General features: G+C 29.2%; 28 protein-coding genes and 2 riboswitches. Of the genes, 18 read left to right on the forward strand and 10 right to left on the reverse strand.

The window, feature by feature from the left end; translation table 11 throughout:
- Nucleotide 1: 1 nt before the first annotated feature.
- Together ACUSRV_RS10360 and ACUSRV_RS10365 are read right to left on the reverse strand one after the other, a co-directional pair.
- Nucleotides 2-358 (reverse strand): DMT family transporter, encoded by a 357-nt coding sequence (locus ACUSRV_RS10360; RefSeq protein WP_490141878.1) that lies wholly within the window; start codon nucleotides 356-358, stop codon nucleotides 2-4.
- Between the two features lie 15 nt (nucleotides 359-373).
- Nucleotides 374-949, reverse strand: a complete 576-nt coding sequence (locus ACUSRV_RS10365; RefSeq protein WP_490141879.1) for a TetR/AcrR family transcriptional regulator — start codon at nucleotides 947-949, stop codon at nucleotides 374-376.
- Between the two features lie 159 nt (nucleotides 950-1,108).
- Between ACUSRV_RS10365 and ACUSRV_RS10370 the strand changes: the two genes are divergently transcribed.
- Nucleotides 1,109-1,252 carry a hypothetical protein gene (locus ACUSRV_RS10370; RefSeq protein WP_490141880.1) on the forward strand — a complete coding sequence of 48 codons (144 nt, stop codon included), beginning with the start codon at nucleotides 1,109-1,111 and terminating at the stop codon, nucleotides 1,250-1,252.
- Nucleotides 1,253-1,323: 71 nt separating this feature from the next.
- Nucleotides 1,324-2,670: an MATE family efflux transporter gene (locus tag ACUSRV_RS10375; RefSeq protein WP_490141881.1), complete on the forward strand. Its 1,347-nt coding sequence runs from the start codon at nucleotides 1,324-1,326 to the stop codon at nucleotides 2,668-2,670.
- Nucleotides 2,671-2,708: 38 nt separating this feature from the next.
- Here ACUSRV_RS10375 and ACUSRV_RS10380 read toward each other — a convergent pair whose 3' ends face one another.
- From ACUSRV_RS10380 to ACUSRV_RS10395, 4 genes are all read right to left on the reverse strand, one after another.
- Nucleotides 2,709-2,948 carry a hypothetical protein gene (locus ACUSRV_RS10380; RefSeq protein ID WP_490141882.1) on the reverse strand — a complete coding sequence of 80 codons (240 nt, stop codon included), beginning with the start codon at nucleotides 2,946-2,948 and terminating at the stop codon, nucleotides 2,709-2,711.
- Nucleotides 2,949-2,950: 2 nt separating this feature from the next.
- The gene (locus tag ACUSRV_RS10385; protein WP_490141883.1) at nucleotides 2,951-4,501 is read right to left on the reverse strand and encodes an HAL/PAL/TAL family ammonia-lyase; all 1,551 of its coding nucleotides are present in this window, start codon (nucleotides 4,499-4,501) and stop codon (nucleotides 2,951-2,953) included.
- 13 nt (nucleotides 4,502-4,514) lie between these two features.
- The gene (locus tag ACUSRV_RS10390; RefSeq protein WP_490141884.1) at nucleotides 4,515-6,080 is read right to left on the reverse strand and encodes a BCCT family transporter; all 1,566 of its coding nucleotides are present in this window, start codon (nucleotides 6,078-6,080) and stop codon (nucleotides 4,515-4,517) included.
- Between the two features lie 265 nt (nucleotides 6,081-6,345).
- The gene (locus ACUSRV_RS10395) at nucleotides 6,346-7,992 is read right to left on the reverse strand and encodes a sigma-54 interaction domain-containing protein (RefSeq protein WP_490141885.1); all 1,647 of its coding nucleotides are present in this window, start codon (nucleotides 7,990-7,992) and stop codon (nucleotides 6,346-6,348) included.
- Nucleotides 7,993-8,109: 117 nt separating this feature from the next.
- Between ACUSRV_RS10395 and ACUSRV_RS10400 the strand changes: the two genes are divergently transcribed.
- The 4 genes from ACUSRV_RS10400 to tnpB all read left to right on the forward strand — a co-directional run bounded on the left by ACUSRV_RS10400 (nucleotide 8,110) and on the right by tnpB (nucleotide 11,566).
- Entirely contained in the window at nucleotides 8,110-8,604 is a 495-nt protein-coding gene (locus ACUSRV_RS10400) for a ferritin family protein (RefSeq protein WP_490141886.1), read from the forward strand.
- Between the two features lie 40 nt (nucleotides 8,605-8,644).
- A riboswitch (purine riboswitch) is annotated at nucleotides 8,645-8,746 on the forward strand.
- A gap of 119 nt (nucleotides 8,747-8,865) precedes the next feature.
- On the forward strand, nucleotides 8,866-9,438 hold the full coding sequence (locus tag ACUSRV_RS10405) for a xanthine phosphoribosyltransferase (RefSeq protein ID WP_490141887.1): 573 nt from the start codon (nucleotides 8,866-8,868) through the stop codon (nucleotides 9,436-9,438).
- Between the two features lie 86 nt (nucleotides 9,439-9,524).
- Nucleotides 9,525-10,136, forward strand: coding sequence for a cysteine hydrolase family protein (locus ACUSRV_RS10410; RefSeq protein ID WP_490141888.1), 612 nt, complete (start codon nucleotides 9,525-9,527; stop codon nucleotides 10,134-10,136).
- Between the two features lie 136 nt (nucleotides 10,137-10,272).
- Nucleotides 10,273-10,374, forward strand: a riboswitch (purine riboswitch).
- A gap of 88 nt (nucleotides 10,375-10,462) precedes the next feature.
- Nucleotides 10,463-11,566: an IS200/IS605 family element RNA-guided endonuclease TnpB gene (gene tnpB / locus ACUSRV_RS10415; RefSeq protein WP_490141889.1), complete on the forward strand. Its 1,104-nt coding sequence runs from the start codon at nucleotides 10,463-10,465 to the stop codon at nucleotides 11,564-11,566.
- 181 nt (nucleotides 11,567-11,747) lie between these two features.
- Here tnpB and ACUSRV_RS10420 read toward each other — a convergent pair whose 3' ends face one another.
- Both ACUSRV_RS10420 and ACUSRV_RS10425 read right to left on the reverse strand, forming a co-directional pair.
- Nucleotides 11,748-12,380 (reverse strand): DUF6143 family protein, encoded by a 633-nt coding sequence (locus tag ACUSRV_RS10420; protein ID WP_490141890.1) that lies wholly within the window; start codon nucleotides 12,378-12,380, stop codon nucleotides 11,748-11,750.
- 90 nt (nucleotides 12,381-12,470) lie between these two features.
- The gene (locus ACUSRV_RS10425; protein WP_490141891.1) at nucleotides 12,471-13,082 is read right to left on the reverse strand and encodes a DedA family protein; all 612 of its coding nucleotides are present in this window, start codon (nucleotides 13,080-13,082) and stop codon (nucleotides 12,471-12,473) included.
- A gap of 162 nt (nucleotides 13,083-13,244) precedes the next feature.
- Here ACUSRV_RS10425 and ACUSRV_RS10430 point away from each other — a divergent pair, with 162 nt between their 5' ends.
- From ACUSRV_RS10430 to ACUSRV_RS10480, 11 genes are all read left to right on the forward strand, one after another.
- Nucleotides 13,245-13,868, forward strand: coding sequence for a TetR/AcrR family transcriptional regulator (locus ACUSRV_RS10430; protein ID WP_490141892.1), 624 nt, complete (start codon nucleotides 13,245-13,247; stop codon nucleotides 13,866-13,868).
- A gap of 20 nt (nucleotides 13,869-13,888) precedes the next feature.
- Nucleotides 13,889-14,371, forward strand: a complete 483-nt coding sequence (locus ACUSRV_RS10435) for a flavodoxin domain-containing protein (protein ID WP_490141893.1) — start codon at nucleotides 13,889-13,891, stop codon at nucleotides 14,369-14,371.
- A gap of 1 nt (nucleotide 14,372) precedes the next feature.
- Nucleotides 14,373-14,765, forward strand: a complete 393-nt coding sequence (locus tag ACUSRV_RS10440; RefSeq protein WP_490141894.1) for an FMN-binding protein — start codon at nucleotides 14,373-14,375, stop codon at nucleotides 14,763-14,765.
- A 75-nt stretch (nucleotides 14,766-14,840) separates the two neighbouring features.
- Nucleotides 14,841-15,368, forward strand: coding sequence for a flavodoxin domain-containing protein (locus tag ACUSRV_RS10445; protein WP_490141895.1), 528 nt, complete (start codon nucleotides 14,841-14,843; stop codon nucleotides 15,366-15,368).
- A 134-nt stretch (nucleotides 15,369-15,502) separates the two neighbouring features.
- Nucleotides 15,503-16,144, forward strand: coding sequence for a M15 family metallopeptidase (locus tag ACUSRV_RS10450; RefSeq protein ID WP_490141896.1), 642 nt, complete (start codon nucleotides 15,503-15,505; stop codon nucleotides 16,142-16,144).
- A 38-nt stretch (nucleotides 16,145-16,182) separates the two neighbouring features.
- Nucleotides 16,183-16,875, forward strand: coding sequence for a response regulator transcription factor (locus ACUSRV_RS10455; protein WP_490141897.1), 693 nt, complete (start codon nucleotides 16,183-16,185; stop codon nucleotides 16,873-16,875).
- Nucleotides 16,865-17,974, forward strand: coding sequence for a sensor histidine kinase (locus tag ACUSRV_RS10460; protein ID WP_490141898.1), 1,110 nt, complete (start codon nucleotides 16,865-16,867; stop codon nucleotides 17,972-17,974). The genes ACUSRV_RS10455 and ACUSRV_RS10460 overlap by 11 nt, the downstream gene beginning before the upstream one ends.
- Nucleotides 17,975-18,005: 31 nt before the next feature.
- A complete protein-coding gene (locus tag ACUSRV_RS10465) occupies nucleotides 18,006-18,431 on the forward strand; it encodes an acyl-CoA thioesterase (RefSeq protein WP_490141899.1) in 426 nt (141 codons plus the stop codon).
- Between the two features lie 168 nt (nucleotides 18,432-18,599).
- Entirely contained in the window at nucleotides 18,600-19,196 is a 597-nt protein-coding gene (locus tag ACUSRV_RS10470) for a VanZ family protein (protein WP_490141900.1), read from the forward strand.
- A gap of 156 nt (nucleotides 19,197-19,352) precedes the next feature.
- Entirely contained in the window at nucleotides 19,353-19,874 is a 522-nt protein-coding gene (locus ACUSRV_RS10475) for a sigma-70 family RNA polymerase sigma factor (protein WP_490141901.1), read from the forward strand.
- Nucleotides 19,867-21,162 (forward strand): DUF4179 domain-containing protein, encoded by a 1,296-nt coding sequence (locus ACUSRV_RS10480; RefSeq protein WP_490141902.1) that lies wholly within the window; start codon nucleotides 19,867-19,869, stop codon nucleotides 21,160-21,162. The genes ACUSRV_RS10475 and ACUSRV_RS10480 overlap by 8 nt, the downstream gene beginning before the upstream one ends.
- 52 nt (nucleotides 21,163-21,214) lie before the next feature.
- Here the strand turns inward: ACUSRV_RS10480 and ACUSRV_RS10485 are convergent, their stop codons facing one another.
- Nucleotides 21,215-22,279 (reverse strand): 4Fe-4S dicluster domain-containing protein, encoded by a 1,065-nt coding sequence (locus ACUSRV_RS10485; protein ID WP_490141903.1) that lies wholly within the window; start codon nucleotides 22,277-22,279, stop codon nucleotides 21,215-21,217.
- A gap of 278 nt (nucleotides 22,280-22,557) precedes the next feature.
- Here ACUSRV_RS10485 and ACUSRV_RS10490 point away from each other — a divergent pair, with 278 nt between their 5' ends.
- Nucleotides 22,558-23,826: a peptidoglycan-binding protein gene (locus ACUSRV_RS10490; protein WP_490141904.1), complete on the forward strand. Its 1,269-nt coding sequence runs from the start codon at nucleotides 22,558-22,560 to the stop codon at nucleotides 23,824-23,826.
- Between the two features lie 52 nt (nucleotides 23,827-23,878).
- On the opposite strand, the gene ACUSRV_RS10495 is transcribed toward ACUSRV_RS10490, so the two are convergent.
- Complete coding sequence (locus tag ACUSRV_RS10495; RefSeq protein ID WP_490141905.1) at nucleotides 23,879-24,358, reverse strand: hypothetical protein; 480 nt, start codon at nucleotides 24,356-24,358, stop codon at nucleotides 23,879-23,881.
- Between the last annotated feature and the right edge of the window lie 19 nt (nucleotides 24,359-24,377).

A 24,377-nucleotide genomic window follows, 5' to 3' on the forward strand; every position in this document is an offset into this window, starting at 1 on the left:
TTTAATTACCACCTTCATCCAGTATTTCTTTGTCTTGCGTTTCTTCAACTTTTTCATTTATTAGCTTAAGGCCTACAACTCCAATTACTATTAGTAATACAAATATTAGTTTCTTAAAAGATAATGATTCGCCAAATAAAAAAACATCTACTAAAATAACTCCAGCTGTGCCAAGGCCAGTAAAAACAGCGTAAACTGTACCAACTGGAAGTGATTTTGTTGCTTGTATAATTAAATAAAAGCTTAAAATAATAAGACCAGCTACAAAACCCCAATCTATAGGTGAGTCAGCGGTTTTTAAACCAGGAACCCAAATTAATTCAATAATTCCAGCTATAACAACATAAATCCAATCCATAATTTCCTCCTTATATTAATTTGCGATTCCTCGCCAAAATACTTTCCAAATACTATCTAAACGAAGATTAAACCCTGAATCTCCTGTATAAAAAAGTTCAAGCATGCAACCATCAAAAATACATAAATAAGCTTCGGCTAATTCTTCTGCATTGTATTTATGTAGTTTATCTTCCAATATTTCTTCTTTAAATATATCTTCAAATAATTTTTTTATCTTAAATATATATTCATTTGTTCTTTCTATACTTTTTTCCGCTAGTTCCCTTGGGGGGAAGTATAGTGATCGAATCCAAAACATTACTTCATCATTTTCTTCTGCTCTTTTTTTATAACAAATAAGAAAGTGTTTTAATTTAATTTCTAATGATTGTTCTTTTGTTTCGTGTAGGTATTTGTCTACAAAAAAATAATCCATTAATATTACTTCTTCTAAGCAATTAATGTATAAATCTTCCTTGTTTCTAAAATGACTATAAATTGATGGTTTTTTTATACCGACCTCTTGAGCAATCTTTTCAAGTGAAGCACCTTTAAATCCATATCGTGCAAAGTTCGAGATAGCTATTTTCTTAATTTTATCTTTTGTCATAAACTCACCTTCCTACCGTTCGTTAGGTAAATTATACATTTTTAAAATAAATATGTCAATAACAAAACTATCACGATGAAAGGAGGTATATACTCTTTAATAAACAAATTTTATATAGGATAGTATTTCAATAATTACTTATATCTATAGGAGGTTAAAATGATAAGCAATTTTGATAAGTTAAATCATAAATACTTTATGCAAGAAGTATTAATAGATGCAATAGAGGCTGGAGAACTTGTTAATAAGCCTAAAGAGAAGTATTGTGTTTACAAATGTTTCTGCGTCAATTATGTATATTGACTTTATACAATATATAAAATAACATATATAGTTGTGTTTGCAATAAAGTAACTAAATTCTAGGAGGACAAAATGAATATACGAAGTGAGAACCTTGGCACAGAGAAAATCAGCAAGCTTTTACTTAGCTTATCTTTGCCAGCTACAATAGGGATGATGGTAAATAGCTTATATAATGTTATAGATACAATGTTTGTCGGGCAAGGGGTAGGGGCAGATGCCATTGGAGGACTTGCAATAGCATTTCCGGTTCAAATGCTTACCATGGGTCTTGCCCAAATGATTGGAATTGGAGCTGCATCTGCAGTTTCAAGAAATCTAGGTTCTGGAAATATAGAAAGAGTAGATCAAATTGCAGGTAATGCATATGTATTAATTACTGCAATTAGTGCTTTATACGCTATAATTGGTTTATTATTTACAAATCCACTTTTAACATTGTTTGGTGCAACTCCAAACCTTTTACCTTATGCTAGTGAATATATGAAAGTTATATTCTTAGGAAGTGTATTCTTTTCACTTACAATGACTATTAACAGCTTAATACAGGCAGAGGGAAATGCAAAGATACCTATGATTTCAACTTTATTAGGGGGAATATTAAATATAATATTAGACCCTATATTTATATTTGGATTTGATATGGGTATTGCAGGTGCGGCTTGGGCTACAGTAATTTCTCAGGTAGTTTCATTTATATATGTTATTAAATATCTCTATAGCGGAAAAAGTACATTAAAGGTAAAACTTCATCACTTAGCACTAAAGCTAGATATAGCTCGTGAAATATTTGCAGTTGGCTCTTCGGCCTTTACTAGAAGTGCTACTAATACAATATTTTCAATTGTTGTAAATAACTCTTTAAGAATTTACGGTGGAGATTTAGCTATTACAATATTTGGAATAACAAACAGAGTTATTGCATTTTTATTTTTACCTGTAATAGGTGTAGTACAAGGAATGCAACCTATAGTTGGATATAATTATGGAGCAAAGAAAATAGATAGAGTAAAGGAAGTTGTAAAAGTAACAATAATAATATCTACTGGTATATCTGTATTTGGCTGGATAATAGGGCAGACTATACCACATTTAATAATAAGGGCATTTACTTCAGATCAAAATATAATAAAAACTGGTTCAGATATATTGAGAATAATGATAGCATTAATTCCAACTCTTGGAATACAAATTGTAGGATCTGTATTATTTCAATCTCTTGGTAAAGCTGTACCATCTATAGTTTTATCATTATTAAGACAGTTTATATTACTTACTCCATTAATATTAATACTTCCTAGGATTGCTGATTTAGGTCTTAAAGGTGTTTGGTTGTCATTCCCAATAGCTGATATCTTAGCCATTATAATAACTGTTATACTTATTAAAAAAGAGATGAAAAAAATAGAAAAAGAGTAAATATAAAAAGAGAATGCATTGGCATTCTCTTTTGTTTGTTATTTACAAAAATCTTTTTTTCTAAAAATTGATCTTAGAAGTAATATCCATCCCCATGAAATAGTAAGTGATGGAATTGCTGCTATAATTACAGCCTCTAATGGAGACATACTAGAAAATTTAAGAGGTGAAAAAAATATTATGAATGTAACAACTAACATAACAAGTAAAGTAATTTTTTCATACATAGTTGATGGAGGAGTAAAAAATATTTTAAAAAGATTCATCTTAGCTTTCACACTTACACCAACTTTCCAATTTTTTCTTCAACTAATTCAACAAGTTTTCCAGAATGTATTAAATCTTTTATAGTATTAATATGAGGATAAAGATAAATATCTTCTTCCATAATAGGTACAGTTAAGGCTATCTCATCTAAAACAGCTTTTGTAGCACTTCCTGGTGAAAATTCTTCTTCAACAAACTGATGTGCTTGATATACTGATAAAAGCTCTATTGCTAAAATATATTCAAGTTTTTCTGAAACTTGTTTTGCTTTTTTTGAAGCATTATATCCCATTGCAACGTAATCTTCTTGGTTTCCGCAAGTAGGTATTCCATCAACTGTAGCAGGGTGTGATAAAATTTTCATATCATTTAATAACCCAGCTTGTGTATACTGAGGTATCATTAGTCCAGAATTAAGACCAGGCTTTTTAATTAAAAACCATGGATACTCTGATAAGCTACCATCTACAAGTCTGTTATTTCTACGCTCAGACATTTTTGCAATCATTGTTGCAGCAATACAAGATGAATCCATTTCTATTCCAACATATGATGAATCAGCATTACACCCTGATATAGCTTCACCATCATCGCCTTCAGGCCATATTATAGGGTTATCACAACATGAGTTCATTTCTATTTCAATAGTTTTTAGCGCATCGTTTAATGTCTTTTTAGCAGCACCGTGTAGTTGAGGGATACATCTAATAGATAGAGCATCTTGTAATCTAAAATTTTTATAATTATTTGCTATTTCTGAGTCATCCAAAACTTTTCTTACATTAGATGCTGTATTTTTTTGATCTTCGTGTGGACGTACACCCATTAAACGATCATCAAAGGCCTTTGTAGTTCCTTTTAATACCTCAAGTGTCATTGCTCCAATAATATCTGCAGACTTAGATGAGTTCAACATATCATATAATGCAAGTGCTCCAATAGCTGTAACACTTGTAGTTCCTGAAACTAATACAAGACCTTCTTTTGAAGATAATACGGTTGGTTTTAGGTTAGCTCTTTTTAGTGCTTCTTTTGTTGGTAAAAGCTCACCATCAAAATACGCCATACCTTCGCCTATTAGTACTAATGCCATATGTGCTTCTGGAGAAAGATATCCAACTGAACCTTCCTTTGGAGCAAATGGAGTAACACCAAGGTTTAAAAATTCTTTATACAATTCCATTGTTTCTATACGTGCTCCACAATATCCTTGACCTACATTTTGAAGTACCATAAGTATTGTTGCACGTACTTCTTCAATAGATAAAGGGTCACCAACTGAAGTAGAGTGGGAAAGTACAATGTTTCTTTGAAGTTTAGCTGTCTCATCCTGTGATATAACTTGAGTACATAGTGCCCCAAATCCTGTAGTTATTCCATACATTACGCGGCCTTCATCAATCCACTTTTCAACTAGATTTCTTGATTTATTAACTTTATCATAGTATTTTATAGAAAATTCTACAGTTGCTCCAAAACGAGCAACTGCAATTAATTCTTCTATTGTTATTTTATCTCCTAGTATAACTTTTTTTATATCCTGAGGATTTATTCTCTCTAGCAAGGTTACTTCCTCCTTATTCTTCAACTTTATCTATGAAAAACATCTTAATTGCTGAAATTACTTGAAGTACAAATATGAATAAAACCATAAAACCACCTGCTGCAGCAAGGTATTTTACACCATCGACACCTTGTACTCCGCCTGCATAGGCTACCATGAAAAATGCTATAGAACCTATTGATACACCCCACAAAATCTTTTGCCAATTTGCAGGTTCTTCATCATGTGTTGAATCTTTAGTGCATAATGATGCAATAGTAGTTGTCATTGCATCAGCTGCAGTAGCAAATGAAATAATTAATGTAAGCATAACAATTGGTATAAGAATTGCTCCAAGTGGAAGTTCTGCTAGGAATGACCATAATCCAGCAACAGCTCCATTATCGGTAATAGTAGATATTAAATCTAATCTACCCGTTTGTTGCCAGTAAAGTGCAGTAGAACCCCATATTCCAAACCAAACTAATCCAAAAGTTGAAGGAAGTATCCAGTTTATTATCATAAATTCACGTATAGTTCTTCCGTAAGAAATCATAGCAAGGAAGATACCCATTAAAGGTGCATATGCAATCCATATAGCCCAGTCATATAATGTCCACCACATAACAAGAGCCTCTCCACCCATATCTATAGGGTCAAGTCCCCATTGCCAGAAATTTTGAAGCCAATAGCCTATACCTGCTGTAGAAGTTCTAAGTATATATAGAGTAGGGCCAACTAAAAATAAAAAGCCTAGTAAAACATAAAATATCTTTGAGTTAAAATCTGCAAGCCATCTTATACCTTTATCAACACCTAAATATGAAGCAACTGTAAATGTAGCTGTTACTATAACTGCAAGAACTGACCAAACAATCGGTCCTTGCTTAATTCCATAAGAAAGTTCTATTCCTGATCCAACTAATGCAAGGCCAGCGCCAAGAGATGAAGCTAATCCTAGGGCAATAGCAAGAAGTGATAAAGTATCTATTATATTAGGCCATATTCCCTTTGTTATTTTCTCTCCAAATAGAGGAATTAGAGTAGCGGTTACAGATAAAGACTTCTTTTTATTAAAGTACATATATGCAACAATTAATCCGCATAATGAATACATTGCATAAGGTATAAAAGTCCAGTTATAGAAACAACGTGCAATAGCATAAATTGCTGTCATAGGAGCTAAGGGTTCAACTCCTGATTGAGTAAGTTCACCATAAATATTACCAAAATATATTATTGGTTCATTTACACCATAAGTAATAACACCTGTAGCTATACCACCTGTAAGTGCCATAGCAAACCAAGTCATAAATGGATACTTAGGTTTTGCATCTGGACCTCCAAATCTAATTTTACCAAATTTAGAAAATGTAATAATTCCTACTAAAATTAATGCAACAACTGAAACTATCTGATAAAGCCATCCAAAACTTCTAAGAGACCATAAAAAAGTGTCAGTAGCAACTTTTGTTAACATCTCATTGTTTACAATTCCTAATAATGCTGCACCCCCTATAACAATAAATGAAGGCCAAAATACACCTTTACGTATTGGTTTTGCATTATTAGTTTTATTTGTGCTTTTTTCTGTTGCCATTAAAAATCTCCCCCCTTTTATATTTTACTTATTTATAATAGCAACTTCTGTGCCAAAAAAATTTAATCTTAAAAATAATTTTGAAAGCATTATAAATAGCCGTTACATAATTTTGAATTTTGAAAATTGTTATAAAATTTTAGGCTATATTATACGAACACATGCAAAAAAATTTTGCATAGATTGATTTAATTTATAAAATGGCTAAATATCATAATAAAAAATATGCAAAATATCTTTGCATGAGCAAAAATATTTTGCACTATTAATCCTTTAATTTTTTCATTCTATATTGAAGGCTTTGTCTGCTCATACCTAATATTTTTGCACTTTGTGTTATATTTCCATTGTTTAATTCAATTGTTTGATTAATTATTTCTTTTTCAAAAATTTTTAAACGCTCTTCAAGGGGTCCATAGTTCAATGTTTTTGAAGTTATGTATTCGTTAACTTGAGTCAATTTATTAGTTCTAGGTTTTAAAGATTTGAGATAATCAGGAAGAGAATTCAAGGCTATTTCTAATACATCATCACTAGTGCAGTTAAAAGAATGCTCAATTGTATTTTGAAGTTCTCTTATATTGCCTGGCCAATCATAATTTAAAAATATATTTAATACATCTTGAGAGATTTTAAGATTAGATTTATTATAGCGGCTACATAATTCCTTTAAAAAATGATCTACTAAAATAGGTATATCTTCTTTTCTTTCCTTTAATGGTGGAATATTAATTTTAATTGTAGATATTCTATAATAAAAATCACTTCTCATTTTTTCTTGTTCAATTAGCTTGAAAGGGTCTTCATTAATTGCTGCAATTACTCGTAAATCACATTTAATATATTCACTTCCTCCAATTCGTTGAAATCTTTTTTCTTGAAGCACTCTTAGAAGTTTTGCTTGTATTTGAGGACTAATTGAATTAACTTCATCTAAAAAAATAGTTCCACCTTGTGCCATTTCAAAAAATCCTTTTTTTGTAATACTCCCAGTAAAAGCACCTTTTTCGGTTCCAAAAAACATGCTTTCAAAAAGATTATAAGGTATAGCACTGCAGTTTATATCTATGAAGTTTTTGTGTCTTCTTCTGCTAAAAGAGTGGATACTTTGTGCTATAAGTTCTTTTCCACTTCCTGTAGCTCCAACAATTAAGATACTTGAATCTGTTAATGAGATTTTTTTAGAAAAATGAATAATATCATTCATAGATTTAGATGAATGAATAATATCGTCAAATTTGTATAATTCATCTTCTTTATCAGATTGTTCCTTATCTACATACTTTTCAAGGTTTAATGCTTTATTTTCAACTTGCTTAAGTACTGATAAATCACTTTCAAAAACAACAGCTCCATACAATTTTTTATCTATTTTTATTGGATATCCCGAGTTAATTGTAGTCAGTGATTTACCGTTTTTTATTTCAAATCTATCACATCTGTTTGATACAGGTTTTTGTGTTCTTAAAACTGTTAAGATTGTACTGTATTCCTCTTTTACATCATATAAATCGAGTAGATGTTTTCCTTTAAAATCATCTTTATTATAGTTTTCAAGATATTCACTAGCAGGATTACAATTTAGAAAGTGTCCATTCTTATCGTATATCTGAACTCCTTCTGATACATAGTTAATGGCTTGTTCGTAAATATGTGCTAAAAATCCATCATGGCTTAGATACAATGTGCTTTCATCTAATTCCTTTAATAATTGGTATTTGAAAAATTTATTTTGAATTTCTACTATTCCTCCATTTAAGCTAATGGGAGTACCTAGTACGTGGTCTATCTTTTGTCCTATTAAATCATCTATATTGTTGTATTCAAACCACTTTTTCAAATCACCTACACACAATATTTTTTTTAAGTAAAATTCAGAATCAATTTTCATTATTAAATCTACTACAGCCAAGGAGATCACCCCTTAATTCTATATATTTTTAAAATAATTATATCATTTTCATAAAGACTCATATAGATACATAATATTTAATAAGATATACAATTATGCAAGGAAGGAGATATTACAGTGCATTATAATAGACAATATCCATTTCAACAAGAAGTCACAGAAACAATGGGGTTAATAAGTAATTCAGTGAATTTAGAAACTGTATCTTCAAACTATTATGACTGGTTAGTAGATAATATTCCAGTAGAAGGCCTAACAAGAGCACAAAGACAGGAAATAGCAGATATTTTGATGACTATAAGAGATGATGAAATAAAACATAATGAAATGTTTATGCAAATATATAAGGATTTTACAGGTAATGATATACAAATTGATAAAAAAGATTTTGTTCCTCCTCAAAGTTTTTTAGATGGGTTAAAAACAGGTTTATTTGAAGAATTTAACTCAGTAAGACGATACAGAGAAATAATGCGCAAAATACCAGGGGATGAATACAAATCTATATTGTTTGATATAATTACAGATGAATTAATACATGGACATTTATTTGAGTACATATATTCAACTGTGCTGAACTCTGTACAGCAAAGTAGATCAAGGAAAAAGTAGCAATAAATCATTGATTTTGATGAAAAATGTGTTATAATTGCATATATCATACAAATAAGCTCGTATAAAATCGGTAATATGGTCCGAAAGTTTCTACCTGCTATCCGTAAATTAGCAGACTACGAGGTATTGTGTTTATAGTGTATAGGTATATCTATACCTATTCTCGGGCTCAACACCTCAATTTATATTGAGGTGTTTTTTTATTTGAGGATGCTTGTGTATGATAAATATTATAAAAAAATCTATGAGGTGATATAAATGGAGAGCTTACATAAGCGTATTTTAGAAGATGGAAATGCATTATCAGAAAATGTATTAAAAGTAGATTCTTTTTTGAATCATCAAGTAGATCCACATTTAATGTATGAAATGGGAACTTATTTTAAGAACTACTTTAAAGAACATAAAATTACAAAAATATTTACAATTGAAAGTTCTGGAATTGCTCCTGCTGTAATGGCTGCAATGCAAATGAACTTACCTATGGTAACGTTAAAAAAACAAAAATCAAAGACCTTAAACAATGATGTTTATCAAACCAGTGTATATTCATATACAAAGGGACTACACTATGAATTAACTTTATCTAAAAGTTATATAAATGAAGAAGATAACATATTAATTATAGATGATTTTTTGGCAAATGGAGAAGCTGTACTAGGTACTATACGTTTAATTGAAGAATCTAAGGCTAAAGTTGGTGGTATAGGAATAGTTATTGAAAAATCATTTCAACCTGGACGTGAAAGGCTCGAAAATAAGGGATATGACGTATATTCATTAGCTCGCATTGCTAAATTGGACAAAGGGTTAATCGAGTTTGTAAAATAAGTACAACCTATCAGAATTTTTATTTGAAAAACTCTAATATATAGTTATAATTAAAATGTAAATATATATTAAGGGGAGTGTTACAAATGAGTGATTTATCATATAAAAAAGACAATAGTGCATTATTAATTATCGATATGCAAAATGCATTTATTAACAAAGAAGGATCATTATCAAAAATGGGACTTGATACATCAAGAACATCAACTGTTATTGATCCAATAAAAGAGTTAAAAAAAGAATTTAAAGCACAAAATAGACCAGTTATTTATATACAACATACACATCGTGTAGATAAAACAGATGGAGGAATGATTGCCAAGGTGTTTCCTCCAATTATGGACTTAGGACATTGTATGGAAGGCACTTGGGATGGTGAAATAATTGATGAATTAAAGCCAGAAAAAGACGATTATATAGTTAGAAAACACCGTTTTAGTGCATTTTACAATACTCAACTAGAAGAAGTATTACGTGGATTAGGAATTGAAACATTAGTTGTAAGTGGAATTGCTACAAATGTATGCGTTGAATCAACAGTTAGAGATGCGTTTTATCGTGACTATAACGTATTTGTTCCAAGAGAAACTACAGCTTCATATACAGTAGAACAAGAGCAAGGAGCATTTGGAAACTTTGAGTTTGCTTTTGCACGTGTTGTATCACTAGATGATATGTTAAATGAATTAAAAAAATAATTTATTAAATTTGCTGTCTCAAAATAGAAAATAATTTCTATTTCGAGACGGCTTTTTTTATTAAAAAATTTAATTTATAGCATGTTCATAAATAGTTATGTAGAGACATATTATTTAATATAGATAAATTATACAAGCAAGAAGATATTAAAAAACTCGTATAAAATCGGTAATATGGTCCGAAAGTTTCTACCTGCTAGCCGTAAATTAGCAGACTACGAGGTATTGTGTTTATTGTGGTAGATATATTTATATCTATCTATGGCTCAACACCTCAATTTATATTGAGGTGTTTTTTTTATTAGTGATAAAGGGAGGTGAAAAATATGTTAAAAAATAAAGCATATAAGTTTAGAATATATCCAAATAAGGAGCAAATTATATTAATAAATAAAACGATAGGTAGCTCTAGATTTGTATACAATTACTTCTTAGATAAATGGAATACTTCATATATGGAAACTAACAGGGGTCTAAATTACAACAAATGTGCTACTCAATTACCTACTCTTAAAAAGAAATTTGAATGGTTAAAGGAAGTGGATAGTACATCGCTGCAATCATCTATTAGAAATTTAGCATATACCTATGATAGATTTTTTAAAGGTAGAAATGATAAGCCGATATTCAAATCAAAGAAAAATTCTGTTCAATCATATACTACAAAATTTACCAACAATAACATAGTGGTTATAGGAAATAAGTTAAAACTACCTAAACTAGGATTAGTTAAATTTGCTAAATCTAAAGAACTTGAAGGTAGGATATTAAATGCTACTATAAGAAAAACATTCAGTGGCAAATATTTTGTATCTATACTTTGTGAAGTAAACATTCAACCTTTGTCTAAAACAAATAAAGCTGTAGGTATAGATGTAGGACTAAAAACCTTTGCTGTGTTTTCAGATGATACATCAGATATAACTACTCCAAAATATATAAGAAAATATGAGAAACGATTAGTTAGATTGGAAAAAAATCTTAGTAGAAAAAATAAAAATAGTAACAATTACTATAAAAATAAACTTAATTTAGATAAAATTCATGAAAAGATAGGCAATTGTACATATGACTTTCTTCAAAAACACTCTACAAATATAATCAAAAGCCACGATATAGTTTGTATGGAGAATTTGAAAGTCAATGATATATCAAAAAATCATAAACAAGATAAAGCAATATCAGAAGTGAGTTGGTATATGTTTAAAACTATGCTTGAGTACAAAGCTGAGTGGTATGGAAAAACTGTATTAACATTATCAAAAACATTTGCTAGTTCTCAATTATGTTCTAAGTGCGGATATAAAAATAAGGAAGTTAAAAATCTAAATCTTAGAGAATGGACTTGTCCAGAGTGTCAAACTCACCATGATAGAGATAAGAATGCTAGTATAAATATCTTGAATGAAGGGCTTAGACAATTGGCATAAGCCATAAAACCGAAGGGACTTCGGGGTTAGCTTGGGTAAACTTATGGCCATTTCCATATTGACCAAGAAATTTACCAATATATTGGTAGGTAGTTCAAAGTTAAGTTATATTATCACAAGTTTATAAAATGAGCAGAATTAAATCTGCTCATTTTTATTTTAAATTTTTTATAAAATATTCTTAACAATATTTGATTGGTTCTTCCCACCAACCAAAAGCAATTTTACCGGAAGCAGCTACCTGTGGTGCCTCTGGATTAGATATAACTATAAGGAAAGATCCACCAGGTGGAAAGATAAATTTTCCTTGCTCATCATCCACTAATGTAGCTTCGGGTTGACCTAATCGAATAAAAGCTTTAATACCACCGGTAGGTTTTCCACTTACATTGGTTGCATACTGTAGTTCTACTTTAGGCGATGGCAATGGACAAAAGGCAGTATTGGCAGGAGTAATAAAATTGGAATCTCTAGGTGTTCCTGGAGGAGTAGCGTTAAAAAAGAATTCCGCTCTAAAAGGAGACTCCGACACATCGCTGACAGTCCATACAGCCACATGTAAATTTACTCCAGAGTTAGGTGGATTGTACAATCTAGCCCAGGCATTGGTCCCATTTCCAAATGTAAGATTATCAGCGTAGCCCACAAAATATTTTCCTTCTAAGGATTTTGCCAAGTTAATGGGTACAGCAACATTATAATCCAGAGTTTGTTTAGATATGGATGGATTAGGTAAGTCGCATACATTGTAATGTATGAAGTTATGGGGATTTTTATATTTTACATAAATATTCTCATCATGCCAGTTATTCATAAATTAAAACTCCTTTATTATACAAATTTTGTATATAATATGTTTTGTAGCGTAAAATTGTGATTTAGATGAAGTAAATAAAAAAGGATGTCATCTGACATCCCTTTTGCGTTTAAGTAATTTTATAAAAATAAAACCTAAAAGAATAAATCCTAATCCTAAAAATAAATACTTCAAGTATCTTTCGACTAATAGAAATACATTTTGCCACTGTTCTCCGAAAACAAAACCTATTGAAAAAAAACCTACTACCCACAATCCTATACCTGTATAAGCATAGAATGCTAAAGTGCTATAAGGAACACGAATTATTCCAATGAAATATCCTATAAACTGTCTTACTCCAGGAATAAAAAAACCGATGAGAAGAAGTCTGTTTCCAAACTTGTCGTAATAATTACGAGTCTTATCCAAAGATGAGGAGTTTAAAGAGAGAAATTTTCCATAACGTTCTACTAGAGGCATTCCTAGCTTATATCCTAGAGAATAGGTAATTGTAACACCTAATATTGACCCTAAAAAGGCCATGATTAGAGCAGGAATCCAATCTAGTACACCTTTATAAGATAAATAGCCTGTATAAGTTAATGTGCTATTGCCCGGAGGAATAGGAAATGCAATAAAATCTAAAGGCAATCCAAGCAATAACACAAGATATCCAAATTTTTCAAATAATTGTTCAACTACTTCAAATAGATTCATAAACACGTCTCCTCGTTTATCCATGATTGCCCTATGCTATTATATTACCAGTATTTACATTATGTACAACATAAAAATAATTATTCTTATTTTTCAATCACATTAGCTATCTAATAGTATATAATATTATTAAACAGTGTTCAACGAAAAGAGGGGATTAAATTGAGTACAAAAGAACTGAGGGAAAAAGAAAGAGAAGAAAAACGAAAAATTATTTTAGATGCAGCAAGTGAAATTATTGCAAGAGAGGGAGTAGAGAATCTTTCTATTAGAAAAATAGCAAACAAAATAGAATACTCACCAGCAATTATATATCACTACTTTGATGATAAGGAAGACATATTAAACAACTGGATGAAAATAGGATACAAAAGGATAATGCAATCTGTACAAGACGAACAATATTCAAGTTTTAAACCAAAAGAAAGACTAAAAAAACGAATAAAGAACTATATAGAACTATCTTTAGGAATGCCTGATGAATACAAATCTATATTACTAAATAACTCTAGGGAAATACTTAAGCATACATCAGTACTTGATGAAGGTGCATCTGACAAAAGGCAAGCAATGGCCATATTATGTCAAAATTTAAAGGACATTTATAAGGATAAATATGATAATAAATCAATAGAACTTATAGCACAAGTAATATGGACATCGACCTTTGGACTTATTACAAGGCTGATAATAGAAAATGATGTTTCTGATCAACAAAGAAATAATTTAATAGATTATCATATAAAATTTATAATTAATGGAATAGTAGAAGAAAAATCTATATAAATATTAAAAGGAGTGAATTTATGAAAACATTAATAGTATTTGGTTCTAAACATGGAACTGCTGAAAAATGTGCAAATCTTATAATGAAAGAATTAAAGGGAACGGTAGATATAATAAATTTAAAAAATCAAAGATGCGAAGATATAAATAGTTATGACAATGTAATTATAGGAGGATCTATATATGCAGGCAAGCTTCAAGATGAGGTGAAAAAATTCGCTATAGAAAATGAAAAAATTCTAAAGGATAAAAATATAGGCATATTTGTTTGCTGTAAAGACGAAGGGGAAAGAGCCATACAATATATGAAGTATAATCTTTGGGATTCTATTGTTGAAAATGCGATTGTAAAAGAACATTTGGGACATGAGATTAATTTAGAAAAAATGAATTTTTTAGAAAGGTTTATTTTTAAGAAGATATCTAAGTTAAAAGAGGGCTACTCAAAAATTGAGTACGATGCAATAAAGAGAATTGCGAATAAAATGAATTTGGAGGGATAAAGTGAGTAAGATAAAGGGGATTAGAAGAGTTTTAATGGTAGTTGCAATTTTATTAGTGGGGATAGGGGTTACTGCTTATACAAATATACAAGGGATGACTAATGAGGTAAAAAGCATTCAGGTTCAAAATATTGATTTGTCTAAAATAAGAGATGGTGTATATACTGGAGAATATTATTTTAGGGACTTAGTAGCAGCTAAGGTAAAGGTTACTGTTAAAGATAATAAGATATTAAATATTGATTTAGTTGAACATAAAAATGGTCTTGGAAGAAAGGCGGAATCTATTACTAATAGTGTTATTAGTGCACAAAGTCTAGATGTAGATGTTGTTTCAGGGGCTACAGATAGTAGTACAATAATACTTAAAGCAATAGAAAATGCATTTAAGTAAAATTAAATATATAGTCTAAGGGGTTATTATTGCATATTTGTATAATAGTCGTGCTATGTTTACATGGAGGGAATAATGAAAACAGTTGTAATATACAAGTCTAAAACAGGTATTACAAAGAAATATGCAGAATGGATTGCAGAGGATTTAAAGGCTGATATCTATGAAGCGTCAAAGGTAAATATAAATATGCTTAATTATTATGATACTATAATTTTTGGTGGTGGATTATATGCTATAGGTATAAATGGAGTAAAATTGATAACACAAAATATAGGCAAAATTAAAGATAAAAAAGTAGTTGTTTTTGCAACAGGAGCATCACCATCAAGAGAAGAAGTAATTAATGAAGTTAGAGACCAAAACTTTACTAAAGAGCAGCAGAAATATATTAAATTCTTTTATGCAAGAGGAGGATTTAACTATAAGAAACTAAATCTTTTTGATAAACTACTTATGAATTTATTAAAAATTAAAATAAAAAGAAAAAAACCAGAAGAATTAACAAATGATGAAAAAGGAATGCTTGCTATATATGATAAACCAGTAGATTACACAAAGAAAAGCAATGTTGACCTAATAATTGAATATATACTTTCATAATATTTGTACACTATGAAGCAAAAGTTTAGCAAATACACTATTTTTCTTAAGAATTCTTAAGGTTTACTTATTATTTTCTTAATCTCTTAGTTTTAGAATTATATTACACAAAAAAAGAGATTAAGGAGAAGCCTATGAGAAATTTTATTAAAAATATTATAGTAGTAATACTTATAGTTTTAAGTATTACTACTATAATAAAACCTACTGATGAAGGAAATATTGAAGCACGAGAAGTTATGCTAGTAAATAAAAGTTCTAGTTTATCCCAAAATTATGTTCCGAAAAATTTAATAGAACCGGAAATTGTTTTTTTGAATAGTGTTGAAGGTGAAGAAAAGCTATTAGAAGAAGAAGCTGCAATTTCAATAGAAAAACTTTTTTACCAAGCTAAAATGGAAAATATAAAATTGTATGCAACATCAGGATATAGATCATATGAGTTACAGAAAAACTTATATAAAGATAGAGTTAAATCTCAAGGAAAGATAACGGCTGAAAAATACGTTGCAAGACCAGGAGAAAGTGAGCATCAAACAGGTCTTGCCATAGACATAACAAATGAAGAGAGATTTTTTACAGGAGATACAAAAGAAGCTAAATGGTTAGAGAATAATTCATATAAGTTTGGGTTTATAGTTAGATATCCAAAGAATAAAGAGTATATAACAGGATTTAGCTATGAGCCATGGCACCTTAGGTATGTAGGAGTAGAAATTGCCAAACAAATACATGAAAGAGAAATAGTCCTGGAAGAATATTTAAATATAAATTAAACTATATGCAGAAGCTATAATACAAAGAGGTGAAATTTGTGACTAGCAATATTCTTGTTGTAGATGATGATAAAGATATTTCAAAGTTACTAGAGATATACTTAATCAATGAAGGTTATAAAGTATATAAGGCAAGTGATGGAGTAGAAGCTTTAGAAGTTATTAATATAGAAGATATACATTTAGTTATACTAGATATAATGATGCCAAGGCTAAATGGAATAGAGGTATGTAAAAAAATAAGAGAAAATTTAAACATACCAATACTTATGTTAAGTGCAAAGAGTGAAGATTTAGATAAGATACAGGGTATAATGACAGGTGCAGATGACTATATGACAAAGCCATTTAATACTTTAGAATTAATAGTAAGAGTAAAGGCATTATTAAGAAGGTCATATTATTTTAATCATAATTCAAATAATAACAAAGATATGATAAAAATAAATTCTCTAATTATAAATAAATCAACACATAAAGTTAGTGTAAATGATAATGATATTAGCTTAACTTCAACTGAATTTGATATCCTACATTTATTAGCAAGTAACTTAGGAAGGATATTTAGTGCAGAAGAAATTTTTGAAAGAGTTTGGAAAGAAAAATATCATCAATCAAATAATACTGTAATGGTACATGTAAGCAGATTAAGAGACAAGCTAGAATCTGCTATGGACGGAGAAAAAATAATACATACAGTCTGGGGTGTAGGATACAAAATTGAAAGATAAATTAATATATAAAATTATGACTCAATTAATATTAACTATTATATTTAGCATATTAACTTCTTACATAACTTTAAGTATTTTAAAAAGTGTGGGAAACGACTTATTCATGGATGGAAATAGCTTTGCAATATTTGCAGTAGTATTAGTTAATTATATACAAAGTTTTATAGGACGAGATATATTTTATGCAATAGTAAGTTTTACTGTTTTTATAATATACTTCATATTGTTTAGTTATAAAAAGGTTAAAACATTTATAGATATATTTGAAACAGTTGAAGATATGGCAAGTGGAAATTTAAATAGAACAATAAATATAAAATCAAAGGATTTAATGGGACAACTTGCTAATAATATGAATCAAATAGTGTTTAAATTAAATAAATCTATTGAAGAAGAAAGAAGAGCTGAACAAACTAAAAATGATTTAATAACAAATGTATCTCATGATTTAAGAACACCGCTTACCTCTATTATTGGATATTTAGGACTTATAGATGATGATAAATACAAAGATGAAGTCCAAATGAGGCATTATGTAAATATAGCCTATGAAAAGGCAAAAGGGCTAAATGTATTAATAAACGATTTATTTGAACTTACAAAAATGAGGAACAAAGGAGTAAAATTAGATAAAAGCATAGTAAACTTAGGAGAGTTATTAGGTCAGCTAGTTGCACAGTTTGAATTACAATTTAAAAATTCTAAAATGGAAAGCAGATTATATTTATCAAATGATAAGTTAATGGTGGATGTAGATCCAATTAAGTTAGTAAGAGCATTTGAAAATTTAATAACCAATGCCATTCATTATGGAAAAGAAGGCAAGTATGTAGATATAGTTACTATAAAAGAAGAAGATACAGTAGTTATACAATTTATAAACTATGGTGAACCAATACCTGTAGTTGATTTACATCATATATTTGAAAGGTTTTATAGAGTAGAAAAATCTAGATCTTTGCAAAGTGGGGGTTCTGGTCTAGGACTTTCTATTACTAAACATATAATAGAACTACATAACGGAACTATTAGCGTAGATAGTAATTATGAAAGAACTGTATTTGAAGTAAGAATATCTTTATGGCATAATATATAGTAATAATATGCAATATTTAGGAGGAAATTTAATGTATATAAATGATGGATATGTTCGTGTAAGATATGAAGAGACAGATCAAATGGCAGTTGCATACCATGGGAATTATTATACATGGTTTGAGGTGGGAAGAAATTCTTTTTTCCGTTCTTTAGGTTATACATATGCAAAACTAGAAGAAGAAGGCGTTATTATGCCAGTTATAGAGAGTAGTTGCACATATAAAGTTGCAGCAAAATATGATGATGAGCTATTAATTAGAACAAAGATTAGTCAAATTAAAGGTGTAAGATTAGAATTTGAATATGAAATTATCAGAAAAATAGATGAAAAACTATTGGCAAAGGGAAAAACACTACATGCTTTTGTAGACAAAAGTTTAAAGCCATTAAATTTTAAAAAACAAAATCCTGAAATATGGAATTTATTAAATAACTGTATTGAAGAAGTAAAATAAAGTGTTTGTGAATTGATAAAACCCACAATATAAAAAAAATTAGTAGGGTTTTATTTTTTTGTTTAAAACAAAGGATATTACTGCATAGTTGTAATCAAATGCTAACTAGCAGTTATTTATATAATCTAATCTATAAACATGAATTTGCAAAAAAATTGGAGGAACAATATGAAATATAATAATAAAACAAACAAGTTAACTAATGTATTATTTATAATTTATTTGATTGCATTATTTTGGATTATAGTATTTAAATTTAATGTACCATTTGCTTATATGGGAAATATGAGAAGTATAAACTTAATTCCGTTTAGTGAATCTGTAATCATAAATGGTAAACTTCATTTTAGTGAAATCATTATGAATGTAGTGATTTTTGTACCGCTTGGGATATATGCAGGAATTTTATTTAAAAGATGGATTATTGGAAAAAAACTTTTATTATTTCTCTTAATTAGTTTAATATGTGAAGTATTCCAATTTATTTTGAGAGTTGGAGCTTCTGATATTACGGATATAATTAATAATACCTTAGGCGGAATAATTGGATTAATGATATACAAAGGAATTGAAAAAGTATTCAAAAATAGTGTTAATGCACAAAAATTTATAAATATAATTGCAACAGAACATATAAAAAATGAATACAATTATGAAATAGAGGCACAAAAACTCATAAATATAATTGCAACAATAGGAACTATCTTAATGATTTTATTGTTATTATTACTAAAAATAAACAATATGAGGTTTATATATAATTAGTACGTATTTTTTATATACTGCGAAGTAAAAAGAGGAGAATTAGTTCCCCTCTTTTTCAATATATACCTAAATTCAACACTATATTAAAACATAGCCAAAATAAAATGAACTTTTTAAGTAACATGATTCTCTTATATATGAAAGAGAGGTGTAGAGATGGATATAGATATACTAGTCAAAGAAGCAAAAAAGGGAGATAAAGATGCACTAGTTAAGTTGATTATGGATCAAAAACAAGATTATTATAAATTAGCATATGTTTATCTGAAAAATAAAGAAGATGCATTAGATGCTATGGAAGATATGATTGTAATTTTATATGAAAATATTTATAAATTAAAAAATAATGATAGTTTCTATAGCTGGAGCAAGACTATATTGGTTAATTGCTGTAAAAAAATACTGAGAGAAAATAAGAAAGTAGTATATATAGATTCTATTGATGATTTATCCCATGAAGGTGGTTTTAGTGAAAACAACGATAAAATGTTATTAGAAAAGTATTTATCACAGCTAGGAGAAAAGCACCAAGAGGCAATTAAGCTAAGATATTTCTTGGATTTAGAATATAAAGATATAGCAGATATATTAAAAGTACCATTAGGTACAGTAAAGTCACGGATTTCCAATGGTATTAGTATGCTACAGGAAAAATTCGGAGGTGATAAAGATGAATAATATTGAAAAAAATCTTAAGGATATAAAAAATGATATAGATAATATTGAAATTCCAAGTGAGTTAGAAGGAAGACTTAAAAAAGCATTAGATAATAAAAAAATAAAAAGAAGAAAAAACGTATTAGGAAAAGTTGTAGCTGCTTGCCTAACTCTTTTATTAATAGGATATAACTTTGACACTCTAGCTTTTTATGGCAAAGAAATAATAGGTTATAACAATGTAATGAATAAAGATTTAAAAGAACTTAATGACCTAGGTAAAGGTCAGATTATTAATAAGAGTCATACCTTTAAAGATGGTGTTTCAATAACACTAGATGGAATAATGGTTGATGAAAGCCAATTGTTAGCATTTTATACAACAAAAGATCCAAATGGGAAGGTTGATGAAGTAACACCGAGGATTAGTTTGAATGGAATATTTGGTGAACATAATCTTTCTAGTGGATATGGTGATATAAATGATGAAAAAACAATAATGAAAAATATGTATAGTTTTGAGCCACCTTACTTTTTCGAAAAAACATTACATCTAAGTTTTGGATTTTATGAAGATGGTAGGTCTGAGGAAGGAGAAATTACTTTTAAGCTAGATAGGAAAAAGGCTATGGAAAATAAATTAAAGAAAAATATAAATAAAAGTATTGAATTAGATGAAACAAAAATTCATTTTGATTCTATTTTAGCTTCACCTACTCGTACTGTTATAAATGGATCAATCCAGAATATATTAGAGTTAGCTATAGATAAAATAAATGATGAAAGATTAATACCTAATGAATTAGAAATAAGACTAATTGCAAACAATAAAGAAGTTCAGGTTCAAAGCAGTGGAATGAGAACAAATATTAAGGGTATTACATTCCATAGAGAATATGATGCATTGCCGCAAAACTTAAAATCTCTAAAATTAGAACTAGTAAGTTTTTCAGCTAACCATGATGTAGACAAAGTTATAGACTTGAAAAAAGATTCAATAGATCAAAAATTTAATGTTAATAATCAAGATATAATAATAAATAAAATATCTGAGTCAAATGGAAATACTTTTGTTAGCATCACATCTGAAGAAAATACATTTCTTACAAAGGTTTACTTATTAGCAGATAATAAAAGATTAGAACTAAATAAAACAGCTGAAGATGAATACAAAAAACTAGATAATGGCAAAGTTCTTCGTACTAGAACATTAGAATTTAAAGGAGTAGGCAAAGAATATAAACTGGATATAAAAAGAATGACATATTCTAAAGATTATAATAAGACTATAAAAATACCTATAGATTAATAATATAAATAAGGCTCCTAAGATAGATACTATCTAGGAGCTTTTTATATATTTAACGTAGCCAATCTGGATTTCCTGGTACAAAAGGCCTTTTACCGTATTTTTTCCTAAATTCGCCAAGAACAGTACCTATTAAAACATCATTACCTTCAAAAGTATCTATATTTCTTATAGATTCCATACTTTGACTAAAAGGGCAACTAGCTATACACATACCACAGTCAGTACCTAAGTATCTCCATTTTATGTAGCATGATTCTTGATCTATGACCCAATTTAAATTCCCACTATTTTCTCTTTCAGTTTCATTAGATAAAGATTGAGAAGGACACGTATGTGAACAGTTTTTGCAAAGCTTACAAAAATCTTTAAGTCCAAATGATATAGGTTCATCAACATCAAGTTCTAAATTCGTAGTTACAACTCCAAGTCTAACTCTAGAACCATAATCCTTAGTAGTAAGTATAGTGTTTCTGCCTATTTCCCCAAGTCCAGCATCTCTTGCTACCAAAACGGGCATAAGTAAATAATTTGCATCCATATGATTTCTAGCTTCATAACCTAAGCTTCTTATATAATAACTAAGTATCATACCTATAATAGATACTTCTACATAAGCTTTAGAAGTTTCTACAACCTCAGCAAGCATAGGCCCTCTATTTATCATATCCTTATCCATTTCAACAGCAAATACTATTCCGTATTTATGATCAAGGTTTATTTCTTGTCCATACACTTCTTCATGTCTACCCCTATTAGTATAAAAGTGATAATCTTGAAGTTTTGTTATACCTACTAATTTTGCTCCATAGTGTTTGGTAAGACCCTTTATTCTTTTAGTTAATATCTTTTTATTACTTTCAACCTTAACTGGATTTACACTGCCTTCAGATAGGTGCTTTATATCGTTTAAAAATTCAAATGCACAACTAGCCATAGGAGAGTTTAATTCACTAAAGGTCATTGTACCTTCTTCACAAAGATTAGGCCTAGTTCTTAGACTGTCATCTATAGCTTTTTTGTCAGGATTTCTTTTATAATAATCTTCATAAGCTTCGGTTCCCTTTTTATAGTTTGCTCTAGCAAACATTGTATCTCTTTCGTCAACCCTTTTCATCTATATACCCCCTAAAACCATTAATTTCCTATACTTAGTATACTACGAAAATATTGGTAATACCATATCGCAAAGAAAGTTTGACATAAATTTATCAGAAAACGTCTGTGAAAATTACGCTTTCATAATAATGAATACAATAAAAAGGCCTTATATACTTTAGATTGTATATAAGGCCTTTTTACTGTATGAAATAAAAGCACACTATGATTTTTAAAGCATATTATAAAATATGTAACAAATTTATATTAAAAATATAAGAAAGGATGGTGTAAATTATGCAAGATGGTTTTTTAACTGTATCTGTTGTTGAGAGAGTGACAAATAGACCAATTGTAGATGCACTAGTTAGTATATATAGTATACCCGATGAAGCTACAGGCATAACTACCCAAACTGTAGTATATGAAAACTTACCAACGGACGTATCAGGTCAAGTTACTGGATTAGCTTTACCTGCGCCAGATTTAATATACTCACAGCAACCTTCTGATGTAAGACCTTATAGTAGATATATTGTAGAGGTAAAAAAAGATGGTTATGAAACAGTTATGATAAATGGATGTCAAATTTTACCTGTTGTTGAAGGAAGGCAACCTGTTGCATTAGAACGAAGACAAAGAAGTCCTCTTCTTTATAAACGACAAAATGAAGAGATTCTTCTTATAGATGATCATACACTATATGCAACTTATCCACCTAAAATACCTGAATCTGATCTGAAACCTCTTCCACCACCAACAGGATTTGTAGTTTTAGATAACCCTGTAGTTCCTGAGTTTATAATTGTTCATGATGGACTTCCTACAAATACATCTGCAAAAAATTATTGGATGTTCTATAAGGATTATATAAAAAATGTAGCATCATCTGAGATATATTCAACTTGGCCAACTCAAACGATATATGCAAATGTAATAGCAATAATATCATTTACTCTAAATAGGGTATTTACAGAGTGGTATAGAAATCAAGGATATGATTTTACTATAACATCGACTACAAATTATGATCATAAATTCATATATGGAAGAAATACATTTAATCCTATAAATGTAGTTGTTGATGAGATATTTAATACTTTTATAAAAAGACCTCCAACTTCTAGACAGCCTCTTTTAGCTCAATATTGTGATGGTGATAAGGTCCAATGTCCAGGTCAAATGACCCAATGGGGTAGTAAAGCACTAGGAGATCAAGGAAGAACTTATGAACAAATAATAAGATCTTTTTATGGAACCAATGTAATCTTTGAAAAAGCACCAGTAGTTACTGGTGTTCCAATTTCTTATCCAGGTTATGAACTTAAATTATGGTCTAGTGGTACACCTGTAAGAACTATTCAAGGTCAGTTAAACGCTATCGCAAATGTTTATTCTGCAATTCCAAGATTAAAAGTAGATGGTATCTATGGTCCTGCAACACAAGCATCAGTTAGGGAATTCCAAAAGATATTTGGGTTGCCACAAACAGGAGTAGTTGATTTCAAAACTTGGTATGAGATATCTCATATCTATACAGCTGTAACTAAAATAGCAGCTCTATAAAATTAAAGCCTCTCCTAATTCATACTTAGGAGAGGCTTTAATAATTTAGTAGTTAATTCTTTTTTGATTGGGTGTTGTTTCCTCTAAGAGCATCTTCGATTGCTTTAAATACTTGGTCATATCCAAATAGATTTCCTACACTTTGACCAACTAATTGTGAATTTGCAGATACTATTCCTTCGTATAAACTTTCATAGTTTTGTTTATAAAGATTGATTGTTTCTAAAAGTTTTTTGTTAATGTCAGCATACTTTTCAGGTACTTCGCCAGTATAATTATATGAATTTAGCTGAGCAAGTCTTAAGTCAATTGGTTTTCTGTTTTTCTCTGGAACACTCTTATCAAAGGCAAATTCTATAGGAAAATCATCTTCAATTTGCTGAAATTTATCAATAAATATTAAAACATATTGTTTATATTGATCTTCCGTTGGATCATGTTGTAGAGAATATGAATTTCTAAAGCCAAAACCAAGTAACGTTATAGTAGCTACTAAAGTTAATGCTGTTAATATAGATTTTTTATTAAACATAATAATGTCTCCTTTTTTG

It is taken from the genome of Sporacetigenium sp. TC11 (assembly GCF_058146105.1).

Excerpts from the sequence above, each read along its gene's own strand:
- ACUSRV_RS10360 (WP_490141878.1), bottom strand. The coding sequence starts at position 358 with ATGGATTGGATTTATGTTGTTATAGCTGGAATTATTGAATTAATTTGG.
- ACUSRV_RS10365 (WP_490141879.1), bottom strand. The coding sequence starts at position 949 with ATGACAAAAGATAAAATTAAGAAAATAGCTATCTCGAACTTTGCACGA.
- ACUSRV_RS10370 (WP_490141880.1), top strand. The coding sequence starts at position 1,109 with ATGATAAGCAATTTTGATAAGTTAAATCATAAATACTTTATGCAAGAA.
- ACUSRV_RS10375 (WP_490141881.1), top strand. The coding sequence starts at position 1,324 with ATGAATATACGAAGTGAGAACCTTGGCACAGAGAAAATCAGCAAGCTT.
- ACUSRV_RS10390 (WP_490141884.1), bottom strand. The coding sequence starts at position 6,080 with ATGGCAACAGAAAAAAGCACAAATAAAACTAATAATGCAAAACCAATA.
- ACUSRV_RS10405 (WP_490141887.1), top strand. The coding sequence starts at position 8,866 with ATGGAGAGCTTACATAAGCGTATTTTAGAAGATGGAAATGCATTATCA.
- ACUSRV_RS10410 (WP_490141888.1), top strand. The coding sequence starts at position 9,525 with ATGAGTGATTTATCATATAAAAAAGACAATAGTGCATTATTAATTATC.
- tnpB (WP_490141889.1), top strand. The coding sequence starts at position 10,463 with ATGTTAAAAAATAAAGCATATAAGTTTAGAATATATCCAAATAAGGAG.
- ACUSRV_RS10420 (WP_490141890.1), bottom strand. The coding sequence starts at position 12,380 with ATGAATAACTGGCATGATGAGAATATTTATGTAAAATATAAAAATCCC.
- ACUSRV_RS10425 (WP_490141891.1), bottom strand. The coding sequence starts at position 13,082 with ATGAATCTATTTGAAGTAGTTGAACAATTATTTGAAAAATTTGGATAT.
- ACUSRV_RS10435 (WP_490141893.1), top strand. The coding sequence starts at position 13,889 with ATGAAAACATTAATAGTATTTGGTTCTAAACATGGAACTGCTGAAAAA.
- ACUSRV_RS10445 (WP_490141895.1), top strand. The coding sequence starts at position 14,841 with ATGAAAACAGTTGTAATATACAAGTCTAAAACAGGTATTACAAAGAAA.
- ACUSRV_RS10450 (WP_490141896.1), top strand. The coding sequence starts at position 15,503 with ATGAGAAATTTTATTAAAAATATTATAGTAGTAATACTTATAGTTTTA.
- ACUSRV_RS10465 (WP_490141899.1), top strand. The coding sequence starts at position 18,006 with ATGTATATAAATGATGGATATGTTCGTGTAAGATATGAAGAGACAGAT.
- ACUSRV_RS10470 (WP_490141900.1), top strand. The coding sequence starts at position 18,600 with ATGAAATATAATAATAAAACAAACAAGTTAACTAATGTATTATTTATA.
- ACUSRV_RS10475 (WP_490141901.1), top strand. The coding sequence starts at position 19,353 with ATGGATATAGATATACTAGTCAAAGAAGCAAAAAAGGGAGATAAAGAT.
- ACUSRV_RS10480 (WP_490141902.1), top strand. The coding sequence starts at position 19,867 with ATGAATAATATTGAAAAAAATCTTAAGGATATAAAAAATGATATAGAT.
- ACUSRV_RS10485 (WP_490141903.1), bottom strand. The coding sequence starts at position 22,279 with ATGAAAAGGGTTGACGAAAGAGATACAATGTTTGCTAGAGCAAACTAT.
- ACUSRV_RS10490 (WP_490141904.1), top strand. The coding sequence starts at position 22,558 with ATGCAAGATGGTTTTTTAACTGTATCTGTTGTTGAGAGAGTGACAAAT.
- ACUSRV_RS10495 (WP_490141905.1), bottom strand. The coding sequence starts at position 24,358 with ATGTTTAATAAAAAATCTATATTAACAGCATTAACTTTAGTAGCTACT.